Below are 26,616 nucleotides of genomic sequence, written 5' to 3' on the forward strand. Positions count from 1 at the left end.
TCCGCACGACTTCCGTCGGAACAGTAGATTCTGTCTATCGGAACAGAGCGAGAGGCGGTCGTCGTGGCCAAGTCGATGAAGAACCCGCCGGCCTACGGCGTGACGAGCGTGGACCACGCGCTGCAGTTGGCGGTGATTCTTCAGGTGGAGGGCCCCATCACAGTGTCCGAGGCCGCCCGTCGGCTCGGTGTGGCCCGCTCCAGCGCCCACCGCCTCCTGTCCACCCTCGTGTACCGCGACTTCGCGGTGCAGAACGAGGACCGCAGTTACCGGGCCGGCCCGGTCCTGGAGATCGCCGCCAAGGCCCAGTCGAACGTAGGGGCGCTCAGGGCGGCCGCGCTCGGCCCCCTGCGGGCCCTCGTCGACACCCTCGACGAGACCGCGAATGTCACCATCCGCACCGGCTGGACCGTACGGTTCATCGCCTCGGTCGAGTGCGCACAGGCCCTCCGGGTCGGCAACCGTGAGGGGATGGTCTTCCCCGCGCACCAGGCGAGCGGGGGCCTGGTGATGCTCGCCGCCCTCACCGACGACGAACTGACCGCGCTCTACGCGCATGCCCCGGCCGACGGGCCCGAGGAGTTCCCGGACCTGGCAGAGCTGCGTACCGAACTCGGAGCCGTCCGGCGCACCGGCTTCGCCGTCAACCTGGAACGTTCTGAGCGAGGTGTCGTCGCGATCGGGCGCGGAGTGACCGATGCGAGCGGCGCCACGATCGCGGCCGTGTCCGTGTCGATGCCGAGTGTGCGGTACTCGGCGGGCGAGGTGAAGGCGATCGTGTCGGCCCTGGCCACGGCGGCAGACAGGATCTCCGCGGAGATGGAGCCGGCCAGGTAGCCCAGGCCGGTCAAAGGGCTGCGATCAGCCACTGACCGTGCGGCTATGCACGCTCCGTATGCCTCAGACCGAGCTGGGCGCAGGCCAGCAGGGCCACCTCGATGTCCAGACGGTGCTCGGTGAGGGGGTGGCCGAGTATCTCCTCGGCCTTGCGTACGCGGTAGTGGACCGTGTTCTTGTGGACGTGCATGCGTGCGGCGGCGTCGGTGAAGCTGCCTCGCGCGTCGAGGAAGACCTGCACGGTCTCCCGCAGACGGACCGTGGCCTCGTCGTCGCGCATGAGATCGCCCAGTACGCGTCCGGCCCAGGCTCTGACGTCGGTGAGGTGGTCGACGAGCAGGCCCGCCAGCGCGACCTGGGAGTGGAGGACGAGCGCTCGGTCGGGGCCGGCTCCGGTGGCGGCGACGTTGCGGGCGCGCTGCGCGTCCCGGAACGTCTGCCGGAATCCGCCGAGTCCGGGAGACGGGTCACCGACGGCGATGCGGAGCCCGGGGTGTTCGCGCAGTTCGCCTTCGAGCCGGTGGACGTCGAGGGCCGGCTTGCCGGCGGAGGAGATCCACGCCCAGCATGTCTGCTCGTCGGCGGAGATCGTCAGAGGGGCCTTCCCGGTGGCCGCGGCCAGCATCGCCGTGCCCGCGCGGAGGCGGGCCGAGACATGACCGGCCGCGCCGCGCCCGGTCCAGATGATCGCGGCCAGGTGCCATCCGCGAAGTGACGTCGACAGCATCTTCTCGGCCGAGGCGAGATCCAGTCCCTCGGTGTCGAGCACGGCGCGGACCTGCGCGGCGCGGGTCGCGTCGGAGCGGGCGTCCCACCGTCGGCGTTCGTTCTCGTAGATGTCGATCACGCCCTCGATGACCTGGTCGATATAGCTGTTGACCAGGAGCGCGATCCGGCTCGTCGTCGCCAGTGCCTCGTCCGTGGAGAGTTCCAGACGGCGCAGGACGTTCACGGCCCACTGCACGACCATGTGCTCGCCCAGGCGGTAGGCGCGCAGCAGCGCCTCCAGTGACAGGTCGTGCTGGGCGAAGCGGCGGGCGTACTCGGCGGCGGCGGGCGGCACGGTGATGTCGTCGAGCGAGATGCTCAGCGCCAGCATGTCGAGGATGGCCACCAGGTTCGACGAGGTGCTCGCGACCATCAGCCGCCGTACGGCGTCGTCGTGCCGGAACTCGGGGATGACGTCGACGAACATCGAGGTCATCTCGGAAGTGAGGCGCTCCAGATCGGCCTGGATGTTCTTGGCGACATCCCGCACGGTCCCGTCCACGTCGACGCTCATGGCTGGACGGTAACCGGACGCCTCTGGTCCGCGACAGGACCCGTCGCCATGTTCCGTTCGTTCTCGCCCTCGCCGTGACCTGCCCCCGCCTCCCCTTTGTGACGGCGGCACAAAACCGCGGTGCCGGGCTGGGACACAAGCCCATGGCCGGCCCGGCACGTCATCCCTACCTTTTCCTCACTACCTTCGTCACGGTGCGACTCAATGGTGAGGAAACGTGCAGCACATCGCCGAACTGCCGGACGTCAGGGCCGCCCGGAATCCCACAGGGCCCTGTATTGCGGACGACCGTGAGCAGCTGGACAACCGTACTTTCCTGGCACGGGTGCGGAAAGCCGCGGACGCCCTGCACGCACACGGAACAGGTCCGGGCGACGTGGTGGCGGTGATTCTGCCGAATCGCCTGGAACTCGTCGTCGCCATGTTCGCGGCCTGGCGGCTCGGCGCCGCCGTCACGCCCGTGAATCCCGGACTCACCGAGCCCGAGGCGCGCCATCAGATCGAGGATTCCGGGGCGAAGACGGTGATCACCGACGGCACCTCCCGCCTCGCCGGGACGCTCGACGTGTCCGAGCTGACGCGTGCGCGCACCGCCGGCCATGACGACAAGACCGAAACCGCCGCCGGCTCCCTCGCCCTGATCATCTATACGAGCGGGACCACGGGACGTCCGAAGGGCGTCATGCTCGACCACGCCAACGTCGCCGCCATGTGCGGGATGATCATCGACGGGCTCGGCCTGGACGACACCGACCACAGCCTGCTGGTCCTGCCGCTGTTCCACGTCAACGGGATCGTGGTGAGCGTGCTGTCGCCGCTGCTGGCGGGCGGACGTACGACGATCGCCGGCCGGTTCAGCGCCTCGTCCTTCTTCGGCTCGGTCGAAAGCGCGCGGCCCACCTATTTCTCGGCCGTACCCGCGATCTACGCGATGCTGGTCGCGCTCCCCGAGGACGTGCGGCCGGACACCTCGTCGCTGCGCCGTGTCATCTGCGGGGCCGCGCCGATGCCCGCGGAGCTGATCGCCCGGTTCGAGCAGCGCTACGGAGTACCGATCGTCGAGGGCTACGGGCTCTCCGAGGGCACCTGCGCCTCGACGCTGAACCCGCCGGACGGTCCGCGCAAGCCCGGCACGGTCGGGCTCCCGCTGCCCGGGCAGACCGTCGCAGTGATGGACGGCGAGGGCAACCTGCTGGGCGCCGGGGCCGTGGGCGAGGTGGTGGTCCGGGGCCCGAACGTCATGCGCGGCTACCTGGGACTGCCGGACGAGACCGCCAGGACCGTGGTCGACGGCTGGCTGCACACCGGGGACGTCGGGCGGTTCGACGCAGACGGCCATCTCGTCCTCGTCGACCGCATCAAGGACATGATCATCCGAGGTGGGGAGAACATCTACCCCAAGGAGATCGAGAACGTCCTGCACGCCCACCCGTCGGTGCTGGAGGCGGCCGTGGTCGGCGCGCCCGATCCGACGCTCGGCGAGGTCCCCGTCGCGCATGTCGTCCTGCTGCCGGGAGCCACGGTCACGGCCGACGGGCTCGTCGAGCACTGCCGCGGCTCGCTGGCCCGGATCAAGGTGCCGGTGACGGTCACCGTCACCGAGGCGCTCCCGAGGAACCCGGTGGGGAAGATCGACAAGCGGCGCCTCCGCTCAGCGACTGCGAACCGGTAGAGAACTCACGCCCATTCCTCGCCCGGGCATTTTCGGGCGCGGTTCGGCACGCCCGAAAACAGGCGCCGGGAAACCGGCACGAGAAACACAAGGAAGGCGGCAACAATGGGGTTCAAAACGGGTGACTTTCCGCAGGTCGAGCAAGAGGCCTTCCTGGAGAAGCCTCTTCAGGAACGGCTGAGAACACTGGCTCTGCACTGGGTGGAATACGGATTCGGCACACCGAAGATGATTCCGGCGACCTACGTGGTCAAGGTTCTCGTCCTCTATGTCCTCGGCGGGACGGCACTGGCGACATGGACCTCGGACACAGGACCGTTCTGGGATGTGACGCACTGGTGGAACGAGCCGGTCGTCTACCAGAAGCTGGTGCTGTGGACGGTCTTCCTGGAATCGGTCGGTGTGGCCGGGTCATGGGGCCCGATCGCCGGCAAGTTCAAGCCGATGACCGGCGGGATCCTGTTCTGGGCCAGGCCGGGCACCATCCGGCTGCGGCCGTGGAAGCGGGTGCCGTTCACGGGCGGAGACCGTCGCACGGCCGGTGATGTGCTGCTCTACCTGGCCTTCCTGGGGTCGCTGCTGATGGCCGTCGTACTGCCGGGCGTGCCCAGCGCGTCGCTCACCGAGGCCCTGCCGGACAACACCTCCGGGCTGGTGCGTCCGGCCCTGCTGGTGGCACCCGTCGTCCTTTACGTGCTGAACGGCCTGCGGGACAAGACGGTCTTCCTCGCCGCCAGGGGTGAGCAGTACCTGCCCGCGCTGGTGTTCTTCGCCGTGCTGCCGTTCACCGACATGGTCATCGCGGCGAAGCTGCTGATCTGCGTGGTCTGGATCGGCGCCGGGGTGTCGAAGTTCGGGCTGCACTTCACCAACGTCGTCTCACCGATGGTCTCCAACAGCCCCTGTGTGCCCGCGAAGTGGGTCAAGCGGCTCCACTACCGCGACTTCCCCCACGACATCCGCCCGTCGAAGGTCGCGACCTTCATGGCGCACGTCGGCGGCTCCACCGTCGAGATCGTCACGCCGCTGGTGCTGCTGTTCTCCACGAACCCCCGGCTCACGCTCGCGGCCGTGGTGCTGATGGTCGTCTTCCACCTGTTCATCACCTCGACGTTCCCGCTGGCCGTTCCGCTGGAGTGGAACCTCCTGTTCGGCTACCTGACGGTCTTCCTGTTCCTCGGCTTCCCGGCCCGGGACGGCTACGGCGTCGGCGACATGTCCTCACCGTGGCTGGCCGCCGGGATCGCCGCCGGACTGGTGTTCTTCCCGGTCCTCGGCAACCTGCGTCCGGACCTGGTGTCGTTCCTGCCCTCGATGCGGCAGTACGCGGGCAACTGGGCCTCCGCGCTGTGGGCGTTCGCGCCGGGCGCGGAGGAGAAGCTGAACTCGCTGCCGCACCGTCCGACCAAGAATCAGGTCGACCAGCTGCAGGCGATGGGCTATCCGCCGGCCGTCGCCGAGATCACCATGCAGCAGACGATCGCCTGGCGGTCGATGCACAGCCAGGGCCGCGGCCTGTTCTCCGTCCTGCTGAAGAACCTTCCCGATCTCGACCGACGCACGGTGCGCGAGGCCGAGTTCGGCTGCAACTCGCTGATCGGGTTCAACTTCGGCGACGGCCATCTGCACCACCTCGATCTGATCAACGCCGTGCAGTCCCGGATCGGGTTCGCCCCCGGAGAGTGGATCATCGTCTGGGTGGAGTCGCAGCCCATCCACCGCGGGATCCAGCACTACCAGTTGATCGACGCCGCGCTCGGGGTGATCGAGCGGGGCACCTGGAAGGTCGCGGACGCGGTGAAGGAGCAGCCGTGGCTGCCCGACGGGCCGATCCCGCTGGACGTCATCTGGACCCGCGAACAGGCGCCGACCGCGCGCCTTGAGGTGACCGAGGGGCTGGCACCGTAGGCAAGGAGGGAACCTCCGGAAAGGCGGGACGACATGAGTACAGCGACCGTGGTGGGCGCCGGGCCCAACGGTCTGGCCGCCGCCGTCGCCCTGGCCCGGGCGGGCGTCCGGGTCACGGTGCTGGAGGCGGCGGACGAGATCGGCGGCGGCACCCGCTCCGGTGAGGCGATCGTGCCGGGCCTGCTGCACGACCACTGCTCGGCCATCCACCCCATGGCCGTCGGCTCGTCGTTCCTGAACGGACTCGGACTCGACCGCTACGGGCTGCGGTGGGCGTGGCCGGAGATCGACTGCGTGCATCCGCTCGACAGCGGTACGGCCGGGGTGCTGCACCGCTCGGTGACCGGGACCGCCGCCGGTCTCGGCGCCGACGGGCGGGTGTGGCGGCGGCTGTTCGAAGGGCCTTCGGCGGCGTACGGCACCTTCGGCGACGACATCATGGGCCCCCTCCTGCGCCTGCCCCGGCATCCCGTCCGCCTCGCCCGCTTCGGCGTTCCCGCGCTCGCCCCCGCGTCGCTGCTCGCGAAGGCGTTCAGGACCGAGGAGGCCAGGGCGCTGTGGGGCGGGGTCGCGGCGCACGCCTTCCATCCCCTGGAACGGCCGCTCAGCGCGAGCATCGGGCTGGGCATCCTCACCGCGGGGCACCACTACGGCTGGGCGGTCGCCGAGGGGGGCTCGCGCCGCATCACCGACGCCATGGCGGCGCTGCTGCTCGACCTCGGAGGAAAGATCGAGACCGGCGTGCGGGTGCGATCGGTCTCCCGGCTTCCGGCCGCGGACGTGACCGTCTGGGACGTGGCACCCACGGCCCTGGCCGACATCCTCGGCGATCTGCTGCCGTCCCGGATCGCCCGCGCCTACCGCCGCTACCGGTACGGACCGGGCGCGTTCAAGGTCGACTTCGCGGTCGAGGGAGGCGTCCCCTGGCGGGCCGAGGCGGCGCGGCGGGCCGGCACGGTGCACCTCGGCGGCACGTACGCCGAGGTCGCGGCCACCGAGCGGGACATCCACGCCGGGCGGATGCCCGAGAGGCCGTTCGTACTGGTCGGGCAGCAGTATCTGGCCGACCCCTCGCGGTCGGTCGGCGACGTTCACCCCGTGTGGTCGTACGCCCATGTCCCGAACGGCTACACCGGGGACGCCACCGAGGCGATCACCGCGCAGATCGAGCGGTTCGCCCCGGGATTCCGGGACCGGATCGTCGGCACCGCGGTGCGCACCACACCCGGGTTCGCCGAGTACAACCCCAACTACGTCGGCGGCAACATCATGACCGGCGCCACGGACATCGCCCAACTCGTCCTCGGGCCACGCCCCACCCTCCAGCCGTACGACACCGGGGTGCCCGGCCACTACCTGTGCTCCGCGGCCACCCCACCCGGGCCCGGCGCGCACGGAATGTGCGGCGCCCACGCCGCCGCACGCGCTCTGCGCTACCTGCGCGGGCGACTCGGGTGACCGTCGGCGCCGGTGGAGCTGGTCGCGGAGGCGCCCGTCCGCAGCGGCACAGCCGTGCCAGGATGCTGCGTTGACATCCGTGCCCCGGCGTGTTTCCGCCCTCGGCGTGGGCTCGCGAAACCCCAGGGAAGAAAGCGGCACTGACCCGCAGGCGCGACCTGCGCAAATGGGGGTACTCGGTAGCCATGGTTCGGCTACTTCCAAAAATCGGGCACAAAGATCATGACGTTCGCCAGGACGAAGCCCCTGCGGCCGAGCGGCCGCCCGGGACGGATCCGGCGCGGCACTACGGCCCCGACGCGGAGGTGGAGCGGCGGGCCCCGGACAGCCCGACCGATCTGCCGAAGGGGTCCTGGGGCGCGGTGTTCAAGAGGAGCCTGCGCGAGTTCAAGGACGACGAGCTCACCGACCGGGCCGCCGCGCTGACGTACTACGGCGTGCTCTCGTTGTTCCCGGCGTTGCTGGTGTTGGTCTCATTGCTGGGTATCGTCGGCAAGTCCGCCACGGACAGCGTGCTGGACAACATCCGGCAGCTGACACCCGGGTCGGCCCGCGACATCATCACCCGGGCCGTGGAGCAGTTGCAGGGCAACAGCGGCACCAGTTCCGTCATGGCGATCGTCGGCCTGGTGCTGGCGGTGTGGTCGGCGTCGGGGTACGTGGCGGCGTTCATCCGTACGGCCAACGCCGTGTACGACATTCCCGAGGGCCGTCCGGTGTGGAAGATCCTTCCGGTGCGGGTCGGGGTGACGGTCGTACTGATGGTGCTGGCCGTGGCCAGCGCGCTGATCGTGGTCTTCACGGGCGCCCTGGCCCGTCAGGCCGGGAAGGCCCTGGGGGTCGGCGACACGGCGCTGACGGTGTGGGAGATCGCCAAATGGCCCGTCCTCGTGGTGCTGGTCGCTGTCATGATCGCGCTCCTGTACTGGGCCACTCCGAACGCCCGGGTGAAGGGTCTGAGGTGGATCACACCGGGCAGCTTCCTGGCGCTGATGATCTGGCTGATCGCCTCCGGCGGGTTCGCGTTGTACGTCGCCAACTTCGCCTCGTACAACAAGACCTACGGCACGATGGCGGGGGTCATCGTGTTCCTGGTGTGGCTGTGGATCAGCAACCTGGCGATCCTGCTGGGGCTGGAGTTCGACGCGGAGACCGTACGCCAGCGGGCGATCGCCGGGGGACACCCACCCGAGGCCGAGCCGTACGCCGAACCGCGCGACACCCGGAAGTGGGACGAGCAGGACCTGCGCCGCATGGACCGGCCTGAATCGTAAGAACCCTGACGGTCATGCTTCTCGTGGGAAAGGGTCCGCACATGACCGCCGGCGGTGACCGACGGCCAGGCCGGACGGGACTGCTCGACGAGTTCACGGGAAGCGCGTTCCGGCAGTGATCCGCCACGACGCGGACGTCGGCGCAGCCGGGTCCGCGTTGCGCGCGCATCACGCGGAGGGCGGGTTCCCGATCCATGTCGTCCGCAACGTCGACGGGGCGGCGCCGGGTGGGCGGGACGAGTGCCGCGAGGAACACGGCGTGCTGGACGCCTGGATGCGCGGGCGATCGTGCGCGGCGTTGCTGACCCGCCCCGATCACTGTGTGTTCGGCGGTGTGGATGCCGCGAGCGACGCCGGCCTTCTGTTCGCATGCGCCGGTCAGAGCTGAACGGGTCCGGCCCGTTCTGACCGCGGCCGGTTCGCACGGTTCGCTGCCCCGGCCGCTTCGGCCTCAGGCCGCGGGCCGCACCAGTCCGGACTCGTAGGCGAAGACCACGGCCTGCACGCGGGCGTGGGCGCCGATCTTGGCGAGGATATGGCTGACGTGGGATTTGACGGTGGTCGGCGCGATGGACAGCCGCTCGGCGATCTCGGCGTTGGACCAGCCGGAGGCGACGGCGGTGAGAACGTCGCGTTCGCGATCGGTGAGGGCGCCGAGCCGGGCCCGGCGTTCCAGAGGGCGGGCAGGGGGCTGGCGGCGGACGGTGTCGATGAGCGCGCGGGTCAGGCCGGGGGTGATGACGGCGTCTCCGGCGGCCACGATGCGGATGGCCGCGGTCAGTTCGTCAGGGGTGGTGTCCTCGGGGAGGAAGCCGTCGGCTCCGGCGCGCAGTGCGGCGTAGGCGGGTCCTTCGGGGCCGGTGGCGGTGAGGACCAGCATGCGCGGGTGGCGTCCGCCGGCTCCGGGGGATTCGAGTGCTTGCGGGAAGGCGGCCGGCCGCGTGATGCGGCGGATGACGTCGGTTCCGTCCGTGGCGGAGATGCGGCTGTCCATCAGGACGACGTCGGGGCGGAGTGCGGTGGTCATGCGGACCGCCTCGACCCCGCTCGTCGCTTCGCCGACGACGGTGATGTCCGGCTCCGTCGCCAGGAGCGCGCGCAGACCGAGGCGCTGCAGGGACTGGTCGGTGACGATGAGTACGGAGGTCATGGTGGGTGTTCTCCACGCGAGCAGCTAAACGAAACTGTTTCGTTCACGTCTGGCTTCAGAGTAGCCCTCTCCCCGTGAAAACGGCATCGTTTCTTTTGTGGTGGGGGTCACCTCGTTCGGTGGGCGAGAGGCTCTGCCGGTCAGTCGCCCTTGCTCACCGCGGCGTCGAGGAGGGGGCCGAGTTCCCGGGTCGCGGTCGTCAGGGCCCGCACGTCCCGCTCGGCGCGGGCGATGAGGATGGCCCCTTCCAGGGTGCTGATCATGAGCGTGGCGAGCGCAGCGGTCCGCTCCTCGGGCACACCCATGTCCGCCAGCGCCCCGGCCACCGGCCCGGTCCAGTTGGCGAACGCGGCGGCCGCCGCTTCCCGTGTGGACGCGGTGGACTGCGCGCAGTCCACCGTGGCGGCCGCGACCGGACAGCCGCCCGCGAAGCCGTCGGACTCGTACTCGTCGGTCCACTGCCGCACCATCTCGGCGAACAGTCCGCCGGGTGTCGGCTCGTCAAGCGCGGCGAGGAAGCGGGTGACGCGGTTGCCCGCGTACCGTCCCGCCCACCCCACGGCCTCGTTGACGAGCTGTTCCTTGCCGCCGGGGAAGTAGTGCTGAAGCGATCCGCGTGGCGCCTCGGCGTGGACGGCGACCTCGCGCATGCCGGTGGAGGCGACCCCGTCGCGCCGGATGAGCTGGGCCGCGCTGAAGACCATCCGCTCGCGCGGTCCTCGTTCGGACATCCTCGGTCTCCTCCTTCGCCGGGGTCTCCGACGGCCATCCTATGACCGCTGTCATAGGGGTCGGCTACTATGACAGCGGTCATAGTCAATGGCCGGTCGGAAGTGGTGGTGCATCGTGTACGTCGGTTTCGCCGGCCTCGGGGTCATGGGGCAGCCCATGGCGCTCAACCTCGCCCTGGCCGGGACGCCCCTCGTCGTCTGGAACCGCACCCCGGCCAGGTGCGAGCCGCTGAGCGCCGCCGGAGCCGAGATCGCGGCAAGCCCCGCCGAGGTCTTCGACCGGGCCGGGACCGTGATCCTCATGCTGGCCGACGAGAACGCCGTCGACGCCGTGCTGGCGCGCGGCACACCCGACTTCGCCGCGCGCACCGCCGGACGCACCGTCGTCCACATGGGCACGACCTCGGCCGAGTACTCGGGCAGCCTGGAGGACGACATCCGGGCGGCGGGCGGCCGATACGTCGAGGCCCCTGTCTCCGGCTCCCGCGTCCCGGCCGAACGGGGCGAACTCGTGGGGATGCTGGCGGGGGACGACGAGGCCGTGGCGGCCGTACGGCCGCTGCTGACCCCCATGTGCCGGGAGACGTTCGACTGCGGCGCGGTCCCAGGCGCGCTGCTGATGAAGTTCTCGGTGAACCTGTTCCTGATCACGCTGGTCACCGGTCTGACCGAGGCGTTCCACTTCGCCGAGCGACACGGCCTCGACCAGCGGCTGCTCCGGGACGTCCTGGACGCGGGCCCGATGGCCAGCGCAGTCTCCCGGGTGAAGGGACCCAAGCTGCTGGCCCGCGACTTCACCGTCCAGGCGGCCGCCGAGGACGTCCTCAAGAACAACCGGCTGATCGCGGAGGCCGCACGCAAGGCCGACCTGGCCTCCCCGCTCCTCGACGTCTGCCACACCCTCTACGGCGAGACGGTCGAACAGGGCCACGGCGGCGAGGACATGGTGGCCGTACTGCACGCACTGGAGACCCGGACCGACGGCACACGCCTCCCCGGGTCCGGCAACTGAGCAGGGGGTTCACCGAGCCGCGGGCGCCGACCCGATCTCGACCACCCGTGCCCAGGCGGGCGGCGAGTCCGGCACGTAGTCGGGGTCGTCCTCGTCCCAGGACTCGCCCGGCCGGGGGAACAGGCCCACCACGGTCCGGCACGCCGGCTGCGTCCGAGGCCACGGCGTCTGTCCGTCGGTCAGGACCACGACGACATCGGGGCGGGGACGCGTCCGCAGCGCTGTGGCGAAGCCCGTGCGCAGATCCGTACCTCCGCCGCCGAGCAGCGGGATGCCCTCGGCGCGGCACAGGGGGTGCGCGACACGGGCGGCCGCGTCGCACGGCACCACGGTGACCAGGTCACGCCGGCCGCCCACGGCACGGGAGATCGCGGCAACCTCCAGGAGCGCACTGCCCAGTTCGGTGTCGCTGACCGAACCGGACGTGTCGATGACCACGGCCACCCGTGGCGGCCTGCGCCGCAGACTCGGCAGCACCACCCCGGGCACCCCGGCCGAGCGCCGTGCCGGACGGCCGTAGGAATAGTCCTCGCCCGCACCGGAGCCGGAGGTCGCCGAGCGGACCGCCGCTCCCAGCAACTCCCGCCAGGGCTGCGGCGGATGGAACGCCTCGTCCGCCCATCGCCGCCACCCCTGCGGGGCGCTGCCAGGACGGCCCTTGATGCCCTGCGCCACCCGGAAGCGGACCGCGTCCCGTTCCTGTTCGCTCAGGCCGTGCGCCCCGTCCGGCCCGAGTTCCCACTCCCGGTCCAGCCCGTCGGCGCCGCTGCCGCAGTCCAGCCAGGCCAGGTCCTGCGTGCGCGGCCCGAGCCGGAACTGGCGGAGGTAGTCCTCCATCAGCTGCCCGTCGTGCAGCAGCAAGTCCTTTGGCCGGACGGCCCCTTCGGGCCGGGTCAGCCCGTCGCCGTAGACGTCGTCGTTGATCTCGAAGTCCGCGGCGATGTTCATCCGCAGCCGCTCTCCCGGGCCGGTCAGCCCCCGCTCCCGGGCGACCCGCTCGCTGCGCCCGTGGTGGTCGCGCAGCAGGTGCGACACCTCGTGCACCCATACGCCGGCCAGCTCCTCCACCGGTGTCCGGTCCACGAACCCCGGTGACACGTAGCACCGCCAGTACCGGTCGACGGCCATCGTCGGTACCCGACGCGACTCGACGGTGTGCAGGGCGAACAGGGCCGTCGCCAGGTAGGGCCGCGCGCGTGCGGCCTGGAGCCGGGCGGCGAAGAGCTTGTCGAGGTCCAGGGTCCCCGGTGCCTCGGTGGTCATCGCCCCGCCTTCTGCGCCGCGGAGGCGGCGGTCCTGGCCGCGGCCCGGTCCGCCCGCCGGGACAGGGACACCACCCCGGCGAGCTGCTCGATCGAGGCGGGGACGTCCCAGTCCTCCCGGCGCAGTGAGGCCAGCGTGGTCGCGGGCACGACCACCAGGTCCGGGGCCCCTGTCTCCACCGCCCGCACCAGCAGGGCCCACGCCGCGTCCCAGCGGGACCTGTCCGGGCGGGCGCGGACGGCCGCCACCACACCGTCGAGTGCGGCCTGGCGCAGATCGCCTCGCTCGGGCAGGACGGCACCGGCGGGGTCGGCGAGCAGTTCCTCGGGGTCCGGGAGGTCCATCCGGTCCACGCTCGCCAGCAGTTCCAGCCCGGGGCCGTCCCCCACGGTTCCCCTGACGAGCAGGGACAGCACGTCCCGGGAGGAGCCGGCCGCGGTGGCGAAGGCGATCAGGCGCAGCGTCATCTCCCAGCTCCGGGGTGACGGCCAGGGGCCGCCCCGGCGCGTCTCGTTGCCGGGCAGCCGGTGCACGAGTCCCGGCCGGGTGGTGAGCAGCCCGCACACCGCGCGGCGGGCGAAGTCCACGGCCTCGGGCAACCTCTCCGGAGCGAGCCGCGGCAGGGTGGCCCGGGGCCAGATACCGCCGAGGCCGCGGACGACGACCTCGTGGTCGTGGGTCCACTGGAGATGAACGAACCGGTTGGCCAGCGGCGGGCTCAGCTCCCAGCCGTCGGCCGCCGAGGACCGCGGATTGGCGGCGGCCACGATCCGGACTCCGGGCGGCAGTTGCAGGGCGCCGATCCGGCGCTCCAGTACGAGGCGCAGCAGTGCTGCCTGCACGGCAGGCGGGGCGGTGGACAGTTCGTCCAGGAACAGCAGTCCGCGGCCGGCCCGCACCAGGCGTACGGCCCAGTCCGGCGGGGCCATCGGGACACCCTGTTCCGCGGGGTCGTCGCCGACGATGGGCAGTCCGGAGAAGTCGGACGGCTCGTGCACGCTGGCGATCACTGTGGTCAGCGGGAGGTCCACGGCCGCGGCGAGCTGTGTCAGGGCCGCGGTCTTGCCGATGCCCGGTTCACCCCACAGCAGTACGGGGAGGTCGGCGGCCACCGCCAGTGTCAGGGCCTCCAGTTGTGTGTCGGGTCGCGGTTCGGTGGTGGTGTCGCGCAGCAGGGTCAGCAGCCCGTCGGCGATGTCGAGTTGGGAGGTGGTGTCGGCAGCGGGAAACGATGTGTATGAAGGCATGTGTGATCACCTGTGGGTTGGTGGGGAGGCGAGTGGGTGCGGGGGAACGAACGTCCCCGGGTCAGTGAAGGGATGCGTGGCGGGGATGTGAGCGCCGGCCACCGGATCGGCGACGGTCCGGGCGGATGCGGTCCGGACCGGGCCCGATCAGGCCTGCCCTGTACAGCCCGTAGGTGATCCGCCGTAGCGCGGCCGCCTCCAGTTCGTCCCGCAGGGCGCCGTCGCGCAGCACCGCCTCGGGGCCCAGCAGGCCCTCGACCACGGCCAGCGCGCCGGCGGTGTCGCCGTGGACCAGCCGTTCGCGGACGCCGACGAGACAGTCCGGACGGCGGTGTGCCTCGTCGATGGCCTGCAGGCAGGGAAGCGGAGTGCCGGTCAGGGCGGCCAGCAGTTCCTCCCGCCGGATCTCGGCCGGGTCGTGGTCCAGCGGGACCAGTACTCCGTCGACCAGGCCGATCCGGTGCCGGACTCCCCGGCATTCCACGAAGCGCGGTTGCCCGGCCGGGTCCGGAACCCGGGGCGGACCACTCGGCGGAGAGTCCGGTACGAGTGCAGGGGCGACCAGCGGGTGCAGTCGATGGGCCTCGATCGCTCCGGCGCGGATCAGTTCCAGATCGGGCAGGACCCAGGTCGCGGCGTCGGGCAGGACCGGTAGCGCCGCGGCCTCGCCCGCCGCGGACGCCGTCGCGATGCGCAGGTCGGGCGATCCGGTGCCGTCTTCGTGCGCGGGCAGTTCGAGGAGGAGCCGGTGCCGGCCGCCCAACCGCACCGCGACACCTCCGGTGGGCAGTCCTTCCGCGCGGAGCAGAATCCCCGCCTCGGCCGCCCAGCGATCCACGGCACAGGCGCGCCCCTGCGGCAGCGTCCCCAGCAGCTCCGGGTCCGGTTCCGGACGGTCGTCACCGGGCGGGCGATCGGCCCCGGACCGGATCCTCAGCTCACCGGTCCTGCGCGCGTCCCACAGATGGCGGTGCAGGTCGAGGCGGAAGCGGCGGTTGGGTCGGGGATGCGGATGCCGGCAGGCGCCGGGCTCGGAGCGGGATCCGTCCCACAGCGCCAGGCTGATCCGCTGGCCGGCGTCCGCCCAAGCGGGCGCAGTGCGCACCACCAGATGGATCGCGTCTTCGCCGTCACGCCCCTTGCTTGGGTAGCGGGCCAGGGAGAGCGTCAGCCCTGGGCGCAGCAGCCCGTCGGGAGCGATCCGCGGCATGTGCCAGCGCAACAGATCGGGAACCAGATGGCGGAGATCGGTCCGGATCTGCGCCGCGAGTTCCTGGCCATGGGTGCGGGCCACGGCCCGCAGACCGAGGTCGACGTCGATGCCCGCGGCGGAGCACGCCCCCGCCCAGTCGCCGACGCGGCGTCGCGCGGTCGCAGTCTCGATCATGGAGGGCGGCACGGCGAACTGGCGCACGCGCAGCCAGAAGGAGAGGCGGGAATCCCCGTTCGCGGTCCGAGTGAGCATCAGCACTCACCTTGCGCGGACGGGACCCCCAATCTGTCAACGGATTGAGTCGTCATCGCGGGGAGCGTACGCCACCACGATCCCCACGGCGACTTCTTTTTACGGTCAGTTGAGCATGTCAGCTCGGCGGCGCCGCCGTGCTCCGTCTGATCACCAGACGGGTCGGGACGAGGTCGGTACCGGGTCGGGAGCCGCCGCGGGTGCGGATCTGCTGGAGAGCCCCCTGGACACAGCGGCGGCCCACCTCGGCGAAGTCCTGGTGGACGGTGGTGAGGGGCGGAACGAAGCAGGAGGCGTCCGGGATGTCGTCGAAGCCGACGACGCTGATGTCGGCGGGGACGGAGAGATCGCGCTCGTGGAACGCGCGCAGCAGCCCCAGGGCCATCTGGTCGTTGGAGGCGAACACGGCGGTGCAGTCGGGTTCCTCGGCGAGCGCGAGTCCGGCCGCATAGCCGGACTCGGCCGACCAGTCGCCGTGCAGAGGCGGCGGCACGGGACGTCCGTCCTCCTCGAGGACGGCGCGCCAGGCCTGCGTCCGTCGCTGGCTCGCGAACGACGTCTCGGGGCCGGTCACATGCCATACGGTCCGATGGCCCAGGTCGAGCAGGTGCCTGACGGCTTTCCGGGTACCGTCGGCCTGGTCGGTGTCGACCACGCTGTAGCGGTCGCCGGCGTCGGAGTCCACGACGACCACGTGCACACCGGGGGGCAGCTGCACCGTGCCGGTGTCGAGCAGATGGATCTCCATGATGACGATGACCGCGTCGACGGCCAGCTCTCCCATGCGGGTGAAGGCCCCCAGCACGTTGTCCTGTGTCGGGACGTCGATCGGGATCAACGTGATCGCGTAGCCCTCCGCCGCGGCGTGCGTGGCGATGGCCTCCACCGTGCGGCTGTTTCCCGTCGAGGAGAGGCTGAACAGGATCACACCGATGGTGTTGAACCGGCCGTAACGCAGGGCCCGTGCGGCGCTGTTGGGCCGGTAGCCGAGTTCCCGCATCGCGGCGAGCACCTGCTCCCGGGTCGAACTGATCACCCCGGGGTGGCCGTTCGAGACCCGCGAGACCGTCTGGGACGACACCCCCGCGAGCTTGGCGACATCGGCCATGGAGACGCCCTGCTTGCGGCGCCCGCCGGGCACGTCGGAGCCGCCCCGCTGCGCCCCGCCCGCGGGCGCGGAAACCCGCTGCTCCTGGTCGCTCAGATCCATTGCTCCACCACTCCCGCCTCCCGCGATGCAACGGATGTTACGCGTGGGAAACCTTGACGGTCGCCGGGGCGGATGCCAGCATTCCGACGCCATCGAGTTTACGTAAACATCCCTGCGGGATCAGGTCGGTCCGAGATCCGGAACGCCGATCCTTCTCCATGATGTTTACGTAAACACGCCAGGCTGGTGGAGCAGGGAGGCAACGACACCGGCCTGTGTCGGCACCACCTGTCCGGCCCGGCGGCCCCCCACGCGCAGACCCCCTTCGCCGAGCCGTCATCTCCTGAAAGGGTTAGCTGATGCGCAAGACCCCCGCCAGAACCCGATTCGCCCCCCGCCTGCGTGCCGCCTTCGTGGCGGTCGCGATCGCCGCGATCAGCGGCACGACCCTGGCCGGCAGCCCCGCCTCCGCCGCACCGACCGGCGACACGACCCAGTTCAAGGGCGTCAACTGGGCCGACCCCCGCGACAACTTCGCCGACGACCCGGTCGTGCTGTCGGGTCTGTCGCTCTCCGACGGCTACGCCCGGACCTATGCCAAGGCGAGCCGGATCATCACCGCGTTCCGCGCCAACCTCGGTGCGAACACCGTCCGGTTGCCCATCAACCCGTACACCGTCAACGGCTCCCACTGGAAGTCGTACCGCGGGGTCATCGACGCGGCGTCGGCCAAGGGCTTCAAGGTGATCGTCTCCTACTGGGAGGGCACGGGCGTCCGCAAGGACGGCTTCATCGACGACCCGGCCACGTACTGGCCCATGTGGGACACCGTGGTCAAGGCCTACAAGAACGACTCTCACGTCTACTTCGAGCCGATGAACGAGCCCCACGGCTACACCGACACGGAGTGGGCCGACATCGCCGCCACGTGGCTGGGCACCTACCCGCGGGTCCCCCGCAACAGGGTGTTCGTCAGCGGCGCCGGCTACAACGACCACGTCACCTCGGTCTGCGCCGACCCGCGTCTCAAGGGCACCTACCTGTCCCTGCACCACTACGGGTTCTGGAAGTCGTACGCCACCTACGACGAGTGGGTGGCCGACCTGAAGGTGCGCATCGGCGACTGCGCCGACCGGACGGTCGCGGACGAGTTCGGCGCTCCGATGACCACGGGCCTGAACTACAACGTGAAGACCCCGGCCGACAACTACATCAACTTCATCCAGGCCGTCACCGACACCTTCCGCGAGCTGAAGATGGGCTCGGTGTACTGGCCGGGCCTGCGCACCGACGACACGTACTCCGTGCAGACTCTCGTCGGCGACCCGAACCGCCCTTGGCTGGCCACCACCAACCAGTCCGGCGCCGACCGCCTCGCCTGGGGCTGGGGACGGGGCACGCCCGTCCAGGGGTGACTCGGTCCCCGGCGCAACCGACGGCCGGCGATCGAGCCGAGTCATGAGGCTCGTCGCGAAGACGGCGGGTGCGGAATCGCTCAGTGCGTGTCCGCACCCGCCGTTTTGAGGTGCCGACGTCGCCCGCCGTCTCTGTCGGAGCCCGCTCTTGTCGTGCACCTCACAAGGCGCTTCAATTCCCTCAGCTCCCCCACAGGAGAACACCTCTCCCACACCCATCGAAGGGGTTCTTCTTGACCGCCGTACGCGCCACCGCCGTCACCGCAGCGGCCTGCGCCACCGTGCTCGCCACCGCGCTGCCCTCCTCCGCGATCAACTCCTACAACGCGACACCCGCGCCCGAACGCACCGAGGTCGGCGCGCTCGTGGCGACCTGGGACAACGACGACGACCCGGCGACCCCGGATCGCGTCGACTGGGTCTGCTCGGGCACGATGATCGACGGGGACACATTCCTGACCGCGGCCCACTGCACCACGGACTGGCCGGACAACGTCAGGTTCTACGTCTCGCTCGACCAGGACGTGCAGGCAGGACTGGACGCCGCAGCGAAGAAGTACCCGGGCGATCCGGCCGCTCAGGCAGGCGCCGTCGCCGTCCAGGGGACGGCCCACAGCCACCCCGGCTACCCGGGTCCCGCCTCGGACCCGCACGACATCTCGGTGATCGAACTGCCCGCCGCGAAGGTCAAAAGCCGCTGGTCGTTCACACCGGCCACCCTGCCGACCGCGAACCAGCTGGGCGCACTCGGGCCGCAGGCGCTGAACTCCACCGACTGGTTCGTCGCCGGATACGGCACTCAGGAAGCGGTCAACGGCCCGGGCGGACAGACACATCCGGGCGGCGGTGTCCGTATGAAGGCGCCCGTCACCTTCGACGCCCTCAACGACTCCTGGGTGCGCCTGGCCATGACGGCGCCACAGGGCAACGGCGGTGCCTGCTACGGCGATTCCGGCGGCCCCAACTTCGCGGTCATCGGCGGCAAGAACATCCTCGCGGCCACGACCATCACCGGCGACACCCCGTGCTACGCCACGAACGTTTCGTACCGGCTGGACACTCCGGGCGCGCGGGCCTTCCTGGCACCGTTCGTGAAACTGCCGTAGGTCCTCGAGAACGTCGGGGACCGGCGCGACGTCCGACGCTCCGTGTCCAGTCCCCGGCGCTTGAACGGGCGGCCTTCTCACACCCTCCGCCACCGTGCCATCGCGAACGAGAACAGCCCGAACAGCACCAGGCCCGTCGCCACACAGGCGAGCAGCCACGGCCCCATGGGTGACTCGGCGAAGGAACGGAGGGTGTCGTCCAGCCCCTTGGCCTTGTCCGGTTCGTACGTGACGGCCGCCCGTACGGCGAAGAACCCTGCCGCCGCGAACACCAGCCCGCGGGCCGCGCCTCCGGCCACTCCCGTGATGTCCACCAGGCGCCGCACCCGGGACGACATCTCGCCGAGCTTCAACTCCTGCCGGTACCTGCGCCGGACGGCCCGAGCGGCGATCCACACACCCGCGACCATGACGCCGGTCCCGGCCGCGCCCACCAGCCACTGCCCGGCGGGCATGTCCAGAGCCCTCGCCGTGACGTCGCGCGACTGCCGGTCGCTCGATCCCCGGCCGCCTCCGCCGGCCGCGAACGCGAGGACCGAGAAGGCGACCAACGTGTAGAAGACACAGCGGGCGAGCGCCGGCAGCCGTTTCCTCGCGGATCGTCCGTCCGGTCCCACCGACCCGAACACCGCCTCGGAGAGCCGCCACAGGGCCATGCCGACGAGTCCGGCGCCCAGCATCCACAGCAGTACGGCACCGAAGGGTCTGCCGGAGAGTTCGGCGAGGGCGCCGCCCCGGTCCGCCTCCCGTCCGCCGTCGCCGAGGGCGATCTGCAGGGCCAGGCCGCCGACCAGGAGGTAGATGACCCCGCGTGCCGCCAGACCCGCCCTGGCGGCACCTTCCGTCAGGGGCCCCCGTACGTCTCTCCGGTCGGGGATCCGACTGCCCCGCATCGTCGCGCTCGCGTTCATGCCGACCTCCCGGAATCCGGATACCCAGGGGCACGGGAACCATCCGGGCAGCGTGCCGGCACCCGGGGGCACAGGTTCGGGATCACTCCGCGCTGCGCAGCGCCGCCCAGGTGCCCTGGCTGACGATTCCGTCGGCGTCCAGCCCCTTGTCGCCCTGGAAACTCACCACCGCGGACTCCGTTCCGGGACCGAAGTCGCCGTCCACGCCGGTGCTCCCGACGCCGTACCCGCGCTTCGTCAGCATGCACTGCACCTGCAGCACGCGTTTGCCGCTGTCTCCCTGGCCTGTGCGGCCGTTGCCGGAGTAGTAGGTGCAGTCGGAGATCCAGGGCGGGGTGGCGGGTTCGGCGAGCGAGTCGCTCGGGGAGGGAGTCGAGTCGGCGGGCGGGGCGCCGGACGCGTCGCCGGACGCAGAGGGAGCGGCTTGGCGGTCGGTGCCGGCGAACCCCGGGGCGTCGGAGGGCGAGGACTCGGCATCGGCGTTCGCGGCCCCGTCGGCACTCTTGCCGGAGGCGGACTTCCGGTACGAGGACCCGGGCGCCGGCGCGAGGGCGGAATCGCCGGGCGGGGGGCCGCCGATCGTCACGCCGGCCCCGGGGGAGGAGGCCGTTGCGGGAGTGTCCTGGCGGATGAGCACCAGGAGGCCCGCGGCCACCGCGCAGAGCGTGATCGCCACGGCGACGGCCAGCACAGGCTTCCGACGTCTCCAGGTGCGGGGCTGACCCGTGTGCGCCCGTTGAGGCGACGTCCGTTGGTCCTCCGGAGCCCGTAAGCCCGCCTTCCCTTCGACGGGGAGGCTGCTCAGCACCTCGTACGCCCGCTGCCGGGCCAGCACTCTGCCACCCAGCGGCTCGGGCCAGACCGGCGTCCCGGCGTCGCTCCCGGCCGCCTCGACCAGCTGCTGCGGGGTGGGTCTGTGCTCGGGCTCCTTGGCCAGGCAGGCGGACAGCAGTGAGCCGAGCGCCGGGTCCGCCGCCGAGATCTCATCGAGCAGGTCCGGATTCGGCTCCTCGAACGCGACGCGGTGCATCACGTCGACCCCTGTGCCGTCCCCGAACGGGGCACGCCCGGTCGCCGCGTACACCAGCGTCCCGGCCAGGGAGAACACGTCCGACGCGGTGTCGCACCTGCCCGTCCGCAGATGTTCCGGCGACATGTAGGCCGGAGTCCCCACCCGGTTGCCCGTGCCGGTGAGCGCGCTCGCGTCCACGGCCTTCGAGAGACCGAAGTCGATCACATGGGCGCCTCGGGCGGACAGCAGGACGTTGGACGGCTTCAGGTCCCGGTGCACGATCCCGCCGGCGGAGAGATCGGCAAGCGCCTGCCCCAGCCCGGCCACGAGCCGCCAGACCGCGGCGGTCGGCAGGGCGCCGTCCTGCCGCACGGCATCCGCCAGATCGAGCCCCGGGAGGTACTCGGTGGCCATCCACAGCAGTCGGTCCTGGAAGCCCGTACCGCACAGCCTCGGTGTGTGCGGCGTGCGGAGCCGGGCGTGCACCGACGCCTCACGCTCGAACCGGCGCCGGAAGCCCGGGTCGTCCGCGTACTCCGGTCTGATCACCTTCACCGCGGCCAGACCGGGGCTGCCGTCCAGGGGGCGCGCCAGGTAGACCCGTCCCATGCCGCCGCTGCCGAGCAGCGCCAGCGGCGCGTAGGGGCCGATACGGCCGGGTTCGCCGGGGTGCAGGGGTGAGGCGCCGGTCTGCCGTAGCGCCACGGTCTCGCTGGTCGCCGGGTTCGGTGGCACCGGCCGATGTTCTGACACGGATCCCCCCGAAGTGATGTTCGCCGTACGCCAGTTCGCCCCGAAGGGAAATTGAGGCTAACCCAGCATGGGCGCAGGTTCAGGGTTTCCGTCACTTCCGTCACGCCGCTCGCGCGGGATGTCTTGTTCCCGTGCGGTGTGGCGAGTCCTTGACCCCCGCTCGGCACTCCACGATGCTGTGTTGCGGCACATGAGATACGTGCCGTAATGAGCAACTTCGACTCAAGTCTTGTACCAGCCGAGGAGTGGCCATGTCTCACCAGGTCCGCGCTGTCGTCGCCCGGGGGAAGGGCGCCCCCGTCAGCCTGGAAACGATCATTGTGCCCGACCCGGGCCCCGGTGAGGCGCTGGTGAAGATCGAGGCCTGCGGGGTCTGTCACACCGATCTGCACTACCGCGAGGGCGGCATCAACGACGACTTCCCCTTTCTCCTCGGGCACGAGGCGGCGGGTGTGGTGGAGTCGGTGGGGGAGGGCGTCACCGATGTCGCCCCCGGCGACTTCGTGATCCTCAACTGGCGTGCGGTGTGCGGGCAGTGCCGGGCCTGTCTGCGCGGGCGGCCGTGGTACTGCTTCGACACCCACAACGCGAAGCAGAAGATGACCTTGCTCGACGGCACCGAGCTGTCTCCGGCGCTGGGGATCGGTGCGTTCGCGGAGAAGACGCTGGTGGCGGCCGGGCAGTGCACCAAGGTCGACCGGGCCGCGTCGGCGGCGGCCGCCGGTCTGCTGGGCTGTGGCGTGATGGCGGGCATCGGCGCGGCGATCAACACCGGGAACGTCGGGCGGGGCGACTCGGTCGCGGTCATCGGCTGCGGCGGCGTCGGGGCCGCGGCGATCGCCGGGTCGAACCTGGCCGGCGCGGCGAAGGTCATCGCGGTGGACATCGACGACCGGAAGCTGGAGACCGCTAGCAGGCTGGGCGCGACGCACACCGTCAACTCCAAGGACGCCGACGCGGTCGAGGCGATCAGGGAGCTGACCGGCGGCTTCGGTGCGGACGTGGTGATCGAGGCGGTGGGCCGCCCGGAGACGTACAAGCAGGCGTTCTACGCCCGCGACCTGGCAGGGACGGTGGTCCTGGTCGGCGTGCCGACCCCCGAGATGAAGCTCGAACTGCCGCTGCTGGACGTGTTCGGGCGAGGCGGCTCGCTGAAGTCCTCCTGGTACGGCGACTGCCTGCCCTCGCGCGACTTCCCTATGCTCATCGACCTCTATCTCCAGGGACGGCTCGACCTGGACGCCTTCGTCACGGAGACCATCGCGCTGGACGAGGTCGAGAAGGCCTTCGAGCGGATGCACGGCGGCGACGTGCTGCGCTCGGTGGTGGTGCTGTGATGGCCGGTGCGCGCATCGAGCATCTCGTCACCTCGGGGACCTTCTCGCTGGACGGCGGCACCTGGGACGTCGACAACAACGTGTGGATCATCGGCGACGACACCGAGGCCGTCGTCGTGGACGCCGCACACGACGCCGGGGCGATCGCCGAAGCACTCGGCGGGCGGACCCTGCGGGCCATCGTGTGCACCCACGCCCACAACGACCACATCGACGCCGCGCCTGAGCTTGCCGCGCGCACCGGTGCCCCCATCCTGCTCCACGGCGACGACCTGCCGCTGTGGAAGCAGACCCACCCGGACCGGGCGCCCGACGGCGACCTGGCCGACGGCCAGGTCATCGAGGTGGCGGGTGTCGAGCTGACCGTGCTGCACACTCCCGGGCACGCCCCGGGCGCGGTCTGCCTGTACGCGCCTGCCCTGACGGCCCTCTTCAGCGGTGACACGCTCTTCGCGGGCGGGCCGGGGGCGACGGGACGGTCGTACAGCGACTTCCCCACCATCATCGGCTCGATCCGGGACCGGCTGCTGGCCCTGCCGGGCGGCACCGTCGTGCACACAGGGCACGGGGACACGACGACCGTCGCCGCCGAGGCGCCACACCTTCAGGAGTGGATCGACCGCGGCTTCTGACCGCCACCGGGGACCTTCGTGCGGGCGCCCGTTCCGCCTGTTCGCGCAGGTGGTTCGGGCGCTTCGCGGTGCCCGGCGGTCCATCGGCCGGCCCGTGCGAAACGGGCCTTTGGACGCCTTGACAACGGTTCAGGGCGGCCCGCAGACTGACGTTGCGCTAATCGCAATCCGTTTCGCTATACGCACCGAGGTGTCATGATGATTCCCGCGTGTCGTCTCGCGGATCTTCCGCGAGGTGAGGCCTTCCGGCTCGACATCGATCCGCCGGTCTCGGTGTTCCACACCGACGACGGCGAGGTCTTCGCCATCGACGACACCTGCACCCACCAGGACGCCTCGCTCGCCGACGGATGGCTGGAGGGCTGCGAGGTGGAATGCCCTCTGCACGCTTCCAAGTTCGACCTGAGGACCGGTGCCGTCGACGCCCCGCCGGCCAAGCTGCCGGTGCGGACCCACGAGGTCGTCGTCGAGGACGGCATGATCTACGTGAAGGTGTCCACGGAAGCCCCGAACCTCCCGCCCTGCGTGGCATCCAGACTCGCCGGGGGGCCTGCGTGAGGACGGTCGCCGTGGTCGGGGCCTCGCTGGCCGGACTGTCGGCGGCGCGCTCCCTGCGGAAGCAGGGCTACGACGGGCGGCTGGTCATCCTCGGAGACGAGCTTCACCGCCCGTACGACAGGCCCCCGTTGTCCAAGGAGTTCCTCGCCGGCACCCTCGGCGAAGCGGATCTCACGCTGGAGACGGACGACGAGGACCTCCGGGCGGAGTGGCTGCTCGGCGTCCGCGCCACCGGACTCGACAGCCGGGACCGCGCCGTGCGGCTCGCCGACGGCCGCGAGGTCCGCGCCGATGGCGTCGTCATCGCGACCGGCGCAGCCGCGCGTACCCTCCCGGGTTCCGAAGGCCTGGCCGGAGTGCACACCCTGCGCACCCTGGACGACGCCCGCATGTTGCGGGACGACCTGGCCCGCGGTGGGCGGCTGGTGGTGATCGGCGGCGGCTTCATCGGCGCCGAGGTCGCCTCCACGGCGTACGCCCTCGGACTGGACGTGACGGTGATCGAGGCGGCCCCGACGCCGCTCGCCGGGCCGCTCGGCGAGACCATGGGCGCCATCGTCTCCGCTCTCCACGCCGACCACGGCGTACGGTTGCTGTGCGGCGTGGGAGTCAAGGGACTGGGCGGGGAGAACAGGGTCGACGCCGTCCTGCTCGAGGACGGGCGCAGCATTCCCGCCGACATCGTCGTCGTCGGTGTGGGTGCCCGGCCCTGTGTCGAGTGGCTGGAAGGATCCGGCGTCGCACTCGACAACGGCGTCAAATGCGGCGCGGACGGCCGCACCAGCCTGGCCGGTGTGATCGCGGTCGGTGACTGCGCCAACTGGTACGACCCCCGTACCGGTGCCCATCGCCGCGTCGAGCACTGGACCGGCGCGAAGGAGCGCCCCGACGCCGCCGTCGCCACGCTGCTGGCGGGCGGCGCGGTGGAACCGGGCGTGCCCCGGCCGCCGTACTTCTGGTCGGACCAGTACGGCGTGAAGATCCAGTTTGCCGGTCACGCGGCCGGCGCCGACAGTGTGACGATCGAGGAAGGCGCCCCGGACGACCGTAACGTCCTGGCCGTCTACCGGCGTGCCGGTGAGCCGGTCGCCGTGCTCGGGATGAACCAGCCGCGGCTGTTCACTCGCCGGCGCAAGCAGCTCGCCGCCACGACCTCTTGACACTGCTTCTGCCGCATCACATGCTGCGGTTGCATATGACACCCCGTGTTGCGCAGTCGGCAACTGGAATGCCGCACCACCCACAACGCCGTCCGGAGTGGCCTTCCCGGCGCGTGAATGACCGATCCACGACGTTTCCCGAGGAGTGCACCGTGACCTCGACCAGCCTGCCGGACAGCCTGATCGCCACTCTCCCCGGCTCCTCCTACACGGATCCGGCGATCTTCGCCCAGGAGCAGGAGCGCATATTCGAGACCATGTGGTTCTGCGTCGCGCGCGCCTCCGAACTGGCGAAGCCAGGCGCCTTCCGCACCGTCGACGTGGGCCGCGAGAGCATCCTCGTCACCCGTGCCCGGGACAACTCGATCCGCGCCTACTTCAACGTCTGCCGGCACCGCGGCGCCAAGATCTGCACGGAGGAGAGCGGCGAGGTCAAGCGGGCCTTCCAGTGCCCGTACCACGCCTGGACCTACGACCTCAACGGCAAGCTCGTCGCGGCGCCCAACCTCACCAAGATGCCCGACATCGGCCGCACCGAGTACGGGCTGGTGAGCGTGGCCGTCCGCGAATGGCTCGGCTATGTCTGGGTCTGCCTGGCGGAGAACCCGCCCTCCTTCGAGGAGGACGTCATCGGCGAGGTCGTCACCCGCCTCGGCGACGTCGAGTCGATCGAGCACTACGACATCGACAACCTCTCCGTCGGCAAGCGGATCGTCTACGACGTGAAGGCGAACTGGAAGCTCATCATCGAGAACTTCATGGAGTGCTACCACTGCGCCACGATCCATCCCGAACTGACCGAGGTACTCCCCGAGTTCGCGGACGGTTATGCGGCCCAGTACTACGTCGGCCACGGCGCGGAGTTCGGTGAGGAGGTCCAGGGTTTCACGGTGGACGGTTCCGAGGGCCTGGACCGGATCCCGGGCGTCGCCGAGGACCAGGACCGCCGTTACTACGCGATCACCGTCAAGCCGCAGGTGTTCATCAACCTCGTGCCCGACCACGTGATCTTCCACCGGATGTACCCGGTGGCCGTCGACCGCACGATCGTCGAGTGCGACTGGCTCTACCTTCCGCACGTCGTCGAGAGCGGCAAGGACGTCAGCCGGTCCGTGGAGCTGTTCCACCGGGTCAACCAGCAGGACTTCGACGCCTGTGAGCGCACCCAGCCCGGAATGAGCTCGCGCATGTACGCCAAGGGCGGCGTGCTGGTGCCCAGCGAGCACCACATCGGCGCCTTCCACGACTGGGTGAACGAGCGCCTGGGCACCCACCAGGGGTGA

The 26,616-nt window shown here is 70.8% G+C and carries 23 protein-coding genes; 14 read left to right on the forward strand and 9 right to left on the reverse strand.

Features of this window, described 5'->3' with window-relative positions; translation table 11 throughout:
- The first annotated feature begins 63 nt into the window (after positions 1–63).
- Positions 64–837 (forward strand): IclR family transcriptional regulator, encoded by a 774-nt coding sequence (locus ABZO29_RS39810; protein WP_367325059.1) that lies wholly within the window; start codon positions 64–66, stop codon positions 835–837.
- Between the two features lie 43 nt (positions 838–880).
- Here the strand turns inward: ABZO29_RS39810 and ABZO29_RS39815 are convergent, their stop codons facing one another.
- Positions 881–2,119 carry a helix-turn-helix domain-containing protein gene (locus ABZO29_RS39815; RefSeq protein ID WP_367325060.1) on the reverse strand — a complete coding sequence of 413 codons (1,239 nt, stop codon included), beginning with the start codon at positions 2,117–2,119 and terminating at the stop codon, positions 881–883.
- A gap of 217 nt (positions 2,120–2,336) precedes the next feature.
- On the opposite strand from ABZO29_RS39815, the gene ABZO29_RS39820 reads away from it, so the two are divergent.
- The 5 genes from ABZO29_RS39820 (at position 2,337) to ABZO29_RS39840 (ending at position 8,819) form a co-directional block, all read left to right on the forward strand.
- A complete protein-coding gene (locus ABZO29_RS39820; protein ID WP_367325061.1) occupies positions 2,337–3,791 on the forward strand; it encodes a class I adenylate-forming enzyme family protein in 1,455 nt (484 codons plus the stop codon).
- 105 nt (positions 3,792–3,896) lie between these two features.
- Complete coding sequence (locus ABZO29_RS39825; RefSeq protein WP_367325062.1) at positions 3,897–5,699, forward strand: DUF3556 domain-containing protein; 1,803 nt, start codon at positions 3,897–3,899, stop codon at positions 5,697–5,699.
- Between the two features lie 33 nt (positions 5,700–5,732).
- On the forward strand, positions 5,733–7,157 hold the full coding sequence (locus tag ABZO29_RS39830) for a phytoene desaturase family protein (protein WP_367325063.1): 1,425 nt from the start codon (positions 5,733–5,735) through the stop codon (positions 7,155–7,157).
- Positions 7,158–7,342: 185 nt separating this feature from the next.
- Positions 7,343–8,431 (forward strand): YihY/virulence factor BrkB family protein, encoded by a 1,089-nt coding sequence (locus tag ABZO29_RS39835; RefSeq protein WP_367325064.1) that lies wholly within the window; start codon positions 7,343–7,345, stop codon positions 8,429–8,431.
- Between the two features lie 115 nt (positions 8,432–8,546).
- The gene (locus tag ABZO29_RS39840; protein ID WP_367325065.1) at positions 8,547–8,819 is read left to right on the forward strand and encodes a hypothetical protein; all 273 of its coding nucleotides are present in this window, start codon (positions 8,547–8,549) and stop codon (positions 8,817–8,819) included.
- 63 nt (positions 8,820–8,882) lie between these two features.
- On the opposite strand, the gene ABZO29_RS39845 is transcribed toward ABZO29_RS39840, so the two are convergent.
- Positions 8,883–9,581: a LuxR C-terminal-related transcriptional regulator gene (locus ABZO29_RS39845; protein ID WP_367325066.1), complete on the reverse strand. Its 699-nt coding sequence runs from the start codon at positions 9,579–9,581 to the stop codon at positions 8,883–8,885.
- 140 nt (positions 9,582–9,721) lie between these two features.
- On the reverse strand, positions 9,722–10,312 hold the full coding sequence (locus ABZO29_RS39850; RefSeq protein ID WP_367325067.1) for a TetR/AcrR family transcriptional regulator: 591 nt from the start codon (positions 10,310–10,312) through the stop codon (positions 9,722–9,724).
- Positions 10,313–10,427: 115 nt separating this feature from the next.
- On the opposite strand from ABZO29_RS39850, the gene ABZO29_RS39855 reads away from it, so the two are divergent.
- Complete coding sequence (locus tag ABZO29_RS39855) at positions 10,428–11,324, forward strand: NAD(P)-dependent oxidoreductase (RefSeq protein ID WP_367325068.1); 897 nt, start codon at positions 10,428–10,430, stop codon at positions 11,322–11,324.
- Between the two features lie 9 nt (positions 11,325–11,333).
- Here the strand turns inward: ABZO29_RS39855 and ABZO29_RS39860 are convergent, their stop codons facing one another.
- From ABZO29_RS39860 to ABZO29_RS39875, 4 genes are all read right to left on the reverse strand, one after another.
- Positions 11,334–12,587 (reverse strand): VWA-like domain-containing protein, encoded by a 1,254-nt coding sequence (locus ABZO29_RS39860; protein WP_367325069.1) that lies wholly within the window; start codon positions 12,585–12,587, stop codon positions 11,334–11,336.
- Positions 12,584–13,834 (reverse strand): AAA family ATPase, encoded by a 1,251-nt coding sequence (locus ABZO29_RS39865; RefSeq protein WP_367325070.1) that lies wholly within the window; start codon positions 13,832–13,834, stop codon positions 12,584–12,586. The genes ABZO29_RS39860 and ABZO29_RS39865 overlap by 4 nt, the downstream gene beginning before the upstream one ends.
- Positions 13,835–13,895: 61 nt before the next feature.
- Positions 13,896–15,299, reverse strand: a complete 1,404-nt coding sequence (locus tag ABZO29_RS39870; RefSeq protein WP_367325071.1) for a hypothetical protein — start codon at positions 15,297–15,299, stop codon at positions 13,896–13,898.
- A 118-nt stretch (positions 15,300–15,417) separates the two neighbouring features.
- On the reverse strand, positions 15,418–16,407 hold the full coding sequence (locus tag ABZO29_RS39875; RefSeq protein ID WP_367326366.1) for a LacI family DNA-binding transcriptional regulator: 990 nt from the start codon (positions 16,405–16,407) through the stop codon (positions 15,418–15,420).
- A gap of 401 nt (positions 16,408–16,808) precedes the next feature.
- On the opposite strand from ABZO29_RS39875, the gene ABZO29_RS39880 reads away from it, so the two are divergent.
- Together ABZO29_RS39880 and ABZO29_RS39885 are read left to right on the forward strand one after the other, a co-directional pair.
- Entirely contained in the window at positions 16,809–17,864 is a 1,056-nt protein-coding gene (locus tag ABZO29_RS39880; RefSeq protein ID WP_367325072.1) for a glycoside hydrolase family 5 protein, read from the forward strand.
- 233 nt (positions 17,865–18,097) lie between these two features.
- Positions 18,098–18,970, forward strand: coding sequence for a trypsin-like serine protease (locus ABZO29_RS39885; protein WP_367325073.1), 873 nt, complete (start codon positions 18,098–18,100; stop codon positions 18,968–18,970).
- 77 nt (positions 18,971–19,047) lie between these two features.
- On the opposite strand, the gene ABZO29_RS39890 is transcribed toward ABZO29_RS39885, so the two are convergent.
- Together ABZO29_RS39890 and ABZO29_RS39895 are read right to left on the reverse strand one after the other, a co-directional pair.
- Complete coding sequence (locus ABZO29_RS39890) at positions 19,048–19,863, reverse strand: DUF1206 domain-containing protein (RefSeq protein ID WP_367326367.1); 816 nt, start codon at positions 19,861–19,863, stop codon at positions 19,048–19,050.
- A gap of 100 nt (positions 19,864–19,963) precedes the next feature.
- A complete protein-coding gene (locus tag ABZO29_RS39895) occupies positions 19,964–21,628 on the reverse strand; it encodes a protein kinase (protein WP_367325074.1) in 1,665 nt (554 codons plus the stop codon).
- A 269-nt stretch (positions 21,629–21,897) separates the two neighbouring features.
- On the opposite strand from ABZO29_RS39895, the gene ABZO29_RS39900 reads away from it, so the two are divergent.
- The 5 genes from ABZO29_RS39900 to ABZO29_RS39920 all read left to right on the forward strand — a co-directional run bounded on the left by ABZO29_RS39900 (position 21,898) and on the right by ABZO29_RS39920 (position 26,616).
- A complete protein-coding gene (locus ABZO29_RS39900) occupies positions 21,898–22,983 on the forward strand; it encodes an S-(hydroxymethyl)mycothiol dehydrogenase (protein WP_367325075.1) in 1,086 nt (361 codons plus the stop codon).
- A complete protein-coding gene (locus ABZO29_RS39905; protein WP_367325076.1) occupies positions 22,983–23,615 on the forward strand; it encodes an MBL fold metallo-hydrolase in 633 nt (210 codons plus the stop codon). Before ABZO29_RS39900 ends, ABZO29_RS39905 begins: the two co-directional genes overlap by 1 nt.
- 195 nt (positions 23,616–23,810) lie before the next feature.
- Positions 23,811–24,173 carry a bifunctional 3-phenylpropionate/cinnamic acid dioxygenase ferredoxin subunit gene (locus ABZO29_RS39910; RefSeq protein ID WP_367325077.1) on the forward strand — a complete coding sequence of 121 codons (363 nt, stop codon included), beginning with the start codon at positions 23,811–23,813 and terminating at the stop codon, positions 24,171–24,173.
- Positions 24,170–25,333: an NAD(P)/FAD-dependent oxidoreductase gene (locus ABZO29_RS39915; RefSeq protein WP_367325078.1), complete on the forward strand. Its 1,164-nt coding sequence runs from the start codon at positions 24,170–24,172 to the stop codon at positions 25,331–25,333. Before ABZO29_RS39910 ends, ABZO29_RS39915 begins: the two co-directional genes overlap by 4 nt.
- Before the next feature lie 152 nt (positions 25,334–25,485).
- A complete protein-coding gene (locus tag ABZO29_RS39920; protein ID WP_367325079.1) occupies positions 25,486–26,616 on the forward strand; it encodes an aromatic ring-hydroxylating dioxygenase subunit alpha in 1,131 nt (376 codons plus the stop codon).

Origin of the sequence: Streptomyces sp. HUAS ZL42 (assembly GCF_040782645.1) — a bacterium.
Taxonomy (GTDB): domain Bacteria; phylum Actinomycetota; class Actinomycetes; order Streptomycetales; family Streptomycetaceae; genus Streptomyces.

Coding starts and splice junctions, on each gene's coding strand:
- ABZO29_RS39815 (WP_367325060.1), bottom strand. CDS start 2,119: ATGAGCGTCGACGTGGACGGGACCGTGCGGGATGTCGCCAAGAACATC.
- ABZO29_RS39825 (WP_367325062.1), top strand. CDS start 3,897: ATGGGGTTCAAAACGGGTGACTTTCCGCAGGTCGAGCAAGAGGCCTTC.
- ABZO29_RS39830 (WP_367325063.1), top strand. CDS start 5,733: ATGAGTACAGCGACCGTGGTGGGCGCCGGGCCCAACGGTCTGGCCGCC.
- ABZO29_RS39835 (WP_367325064.1), top strand. CDS start 7,343: ATGGTTCGGCTACTTCCAAAAATCGGGCACAAAGATCATGACGTTCGC.
- ABZO29_RS39845 (WP_367325066.1), bottom strand. CDS start 9,581: ATGACCTCCGTACTCATCGTCACCGACCAGTCCCTGCAGCGCCTCGGT.
- ABZO29_RS39850 (WP_367325067.1), bottom strand. CDS start 10,312: ATGTCCGAACGAGGACCGCGCGAGCGGATGGTCTTCAGCGCGGCCCAG.
- ABZO29_RS39860 (WP_367325069.1), bottom strand. CDS start 12,587: ATGACCACCGAGGCACCGGGGACCCTGGACCTCGACAAGCTCTTCGCC.
- ABZO29_RS39865 (WP_367325070.1), bottom strand. CDS start 13,834: ATGCCTTCATACACATCGTTTCCCGCTGCCGACACCACCTCCCAACTC.
- ABZO29_RS39870 (WP_367325071.1), bottom strand. CDS start 15,299: ATGCTCACTCGGACCGCGAACGGGGATTCCCGCCTCTCCTTCTGGCTG.
- ABZO29_RS39875 (WP_367326366.1), bottom strand. CDS start 16,407: ATGGCCGATGTCGCCAAGCTCGCGGGGGTGTCGTCCCAGACGGTCTCG.
- ABZO29_RS39880 (WP_367325072.1), top strand. CDS start 16,809: ATGCGCAAGACCCCCGCCAGAACCCGATTCGCCCCCCGCCTGCGTGCC.
- ABZO29_RS39890 (WP_367326367.1), bottom strand. CDS start 19,863: ATGCGGGGCAGTCGGATCCCCGACCGGAGAGACGTACGGGGGCCCCTG.
- ABZO29_RS39900 (WP_367325075.1), top strand. CDS start 21,898: ATGTCTCACCAGGTCCGCGCTGTCGTCGCCCGGGGGAAGGGCGCCCCC.
- ABZO29_RS39905 (WP_367325076.1), top strand. CDS start 22,983: ATGGCCGGTGCGCGCATCGAGCATCTCGTCACCTCGGGGACCTTCTCG.
- ABZO29_RS39910 (WP_367325077.1), top strand. CDS start 23,811: ATGATGATTCCCGCGTGTCGTCTCGCGGATCTTCCGCGAGGTGAGGCC.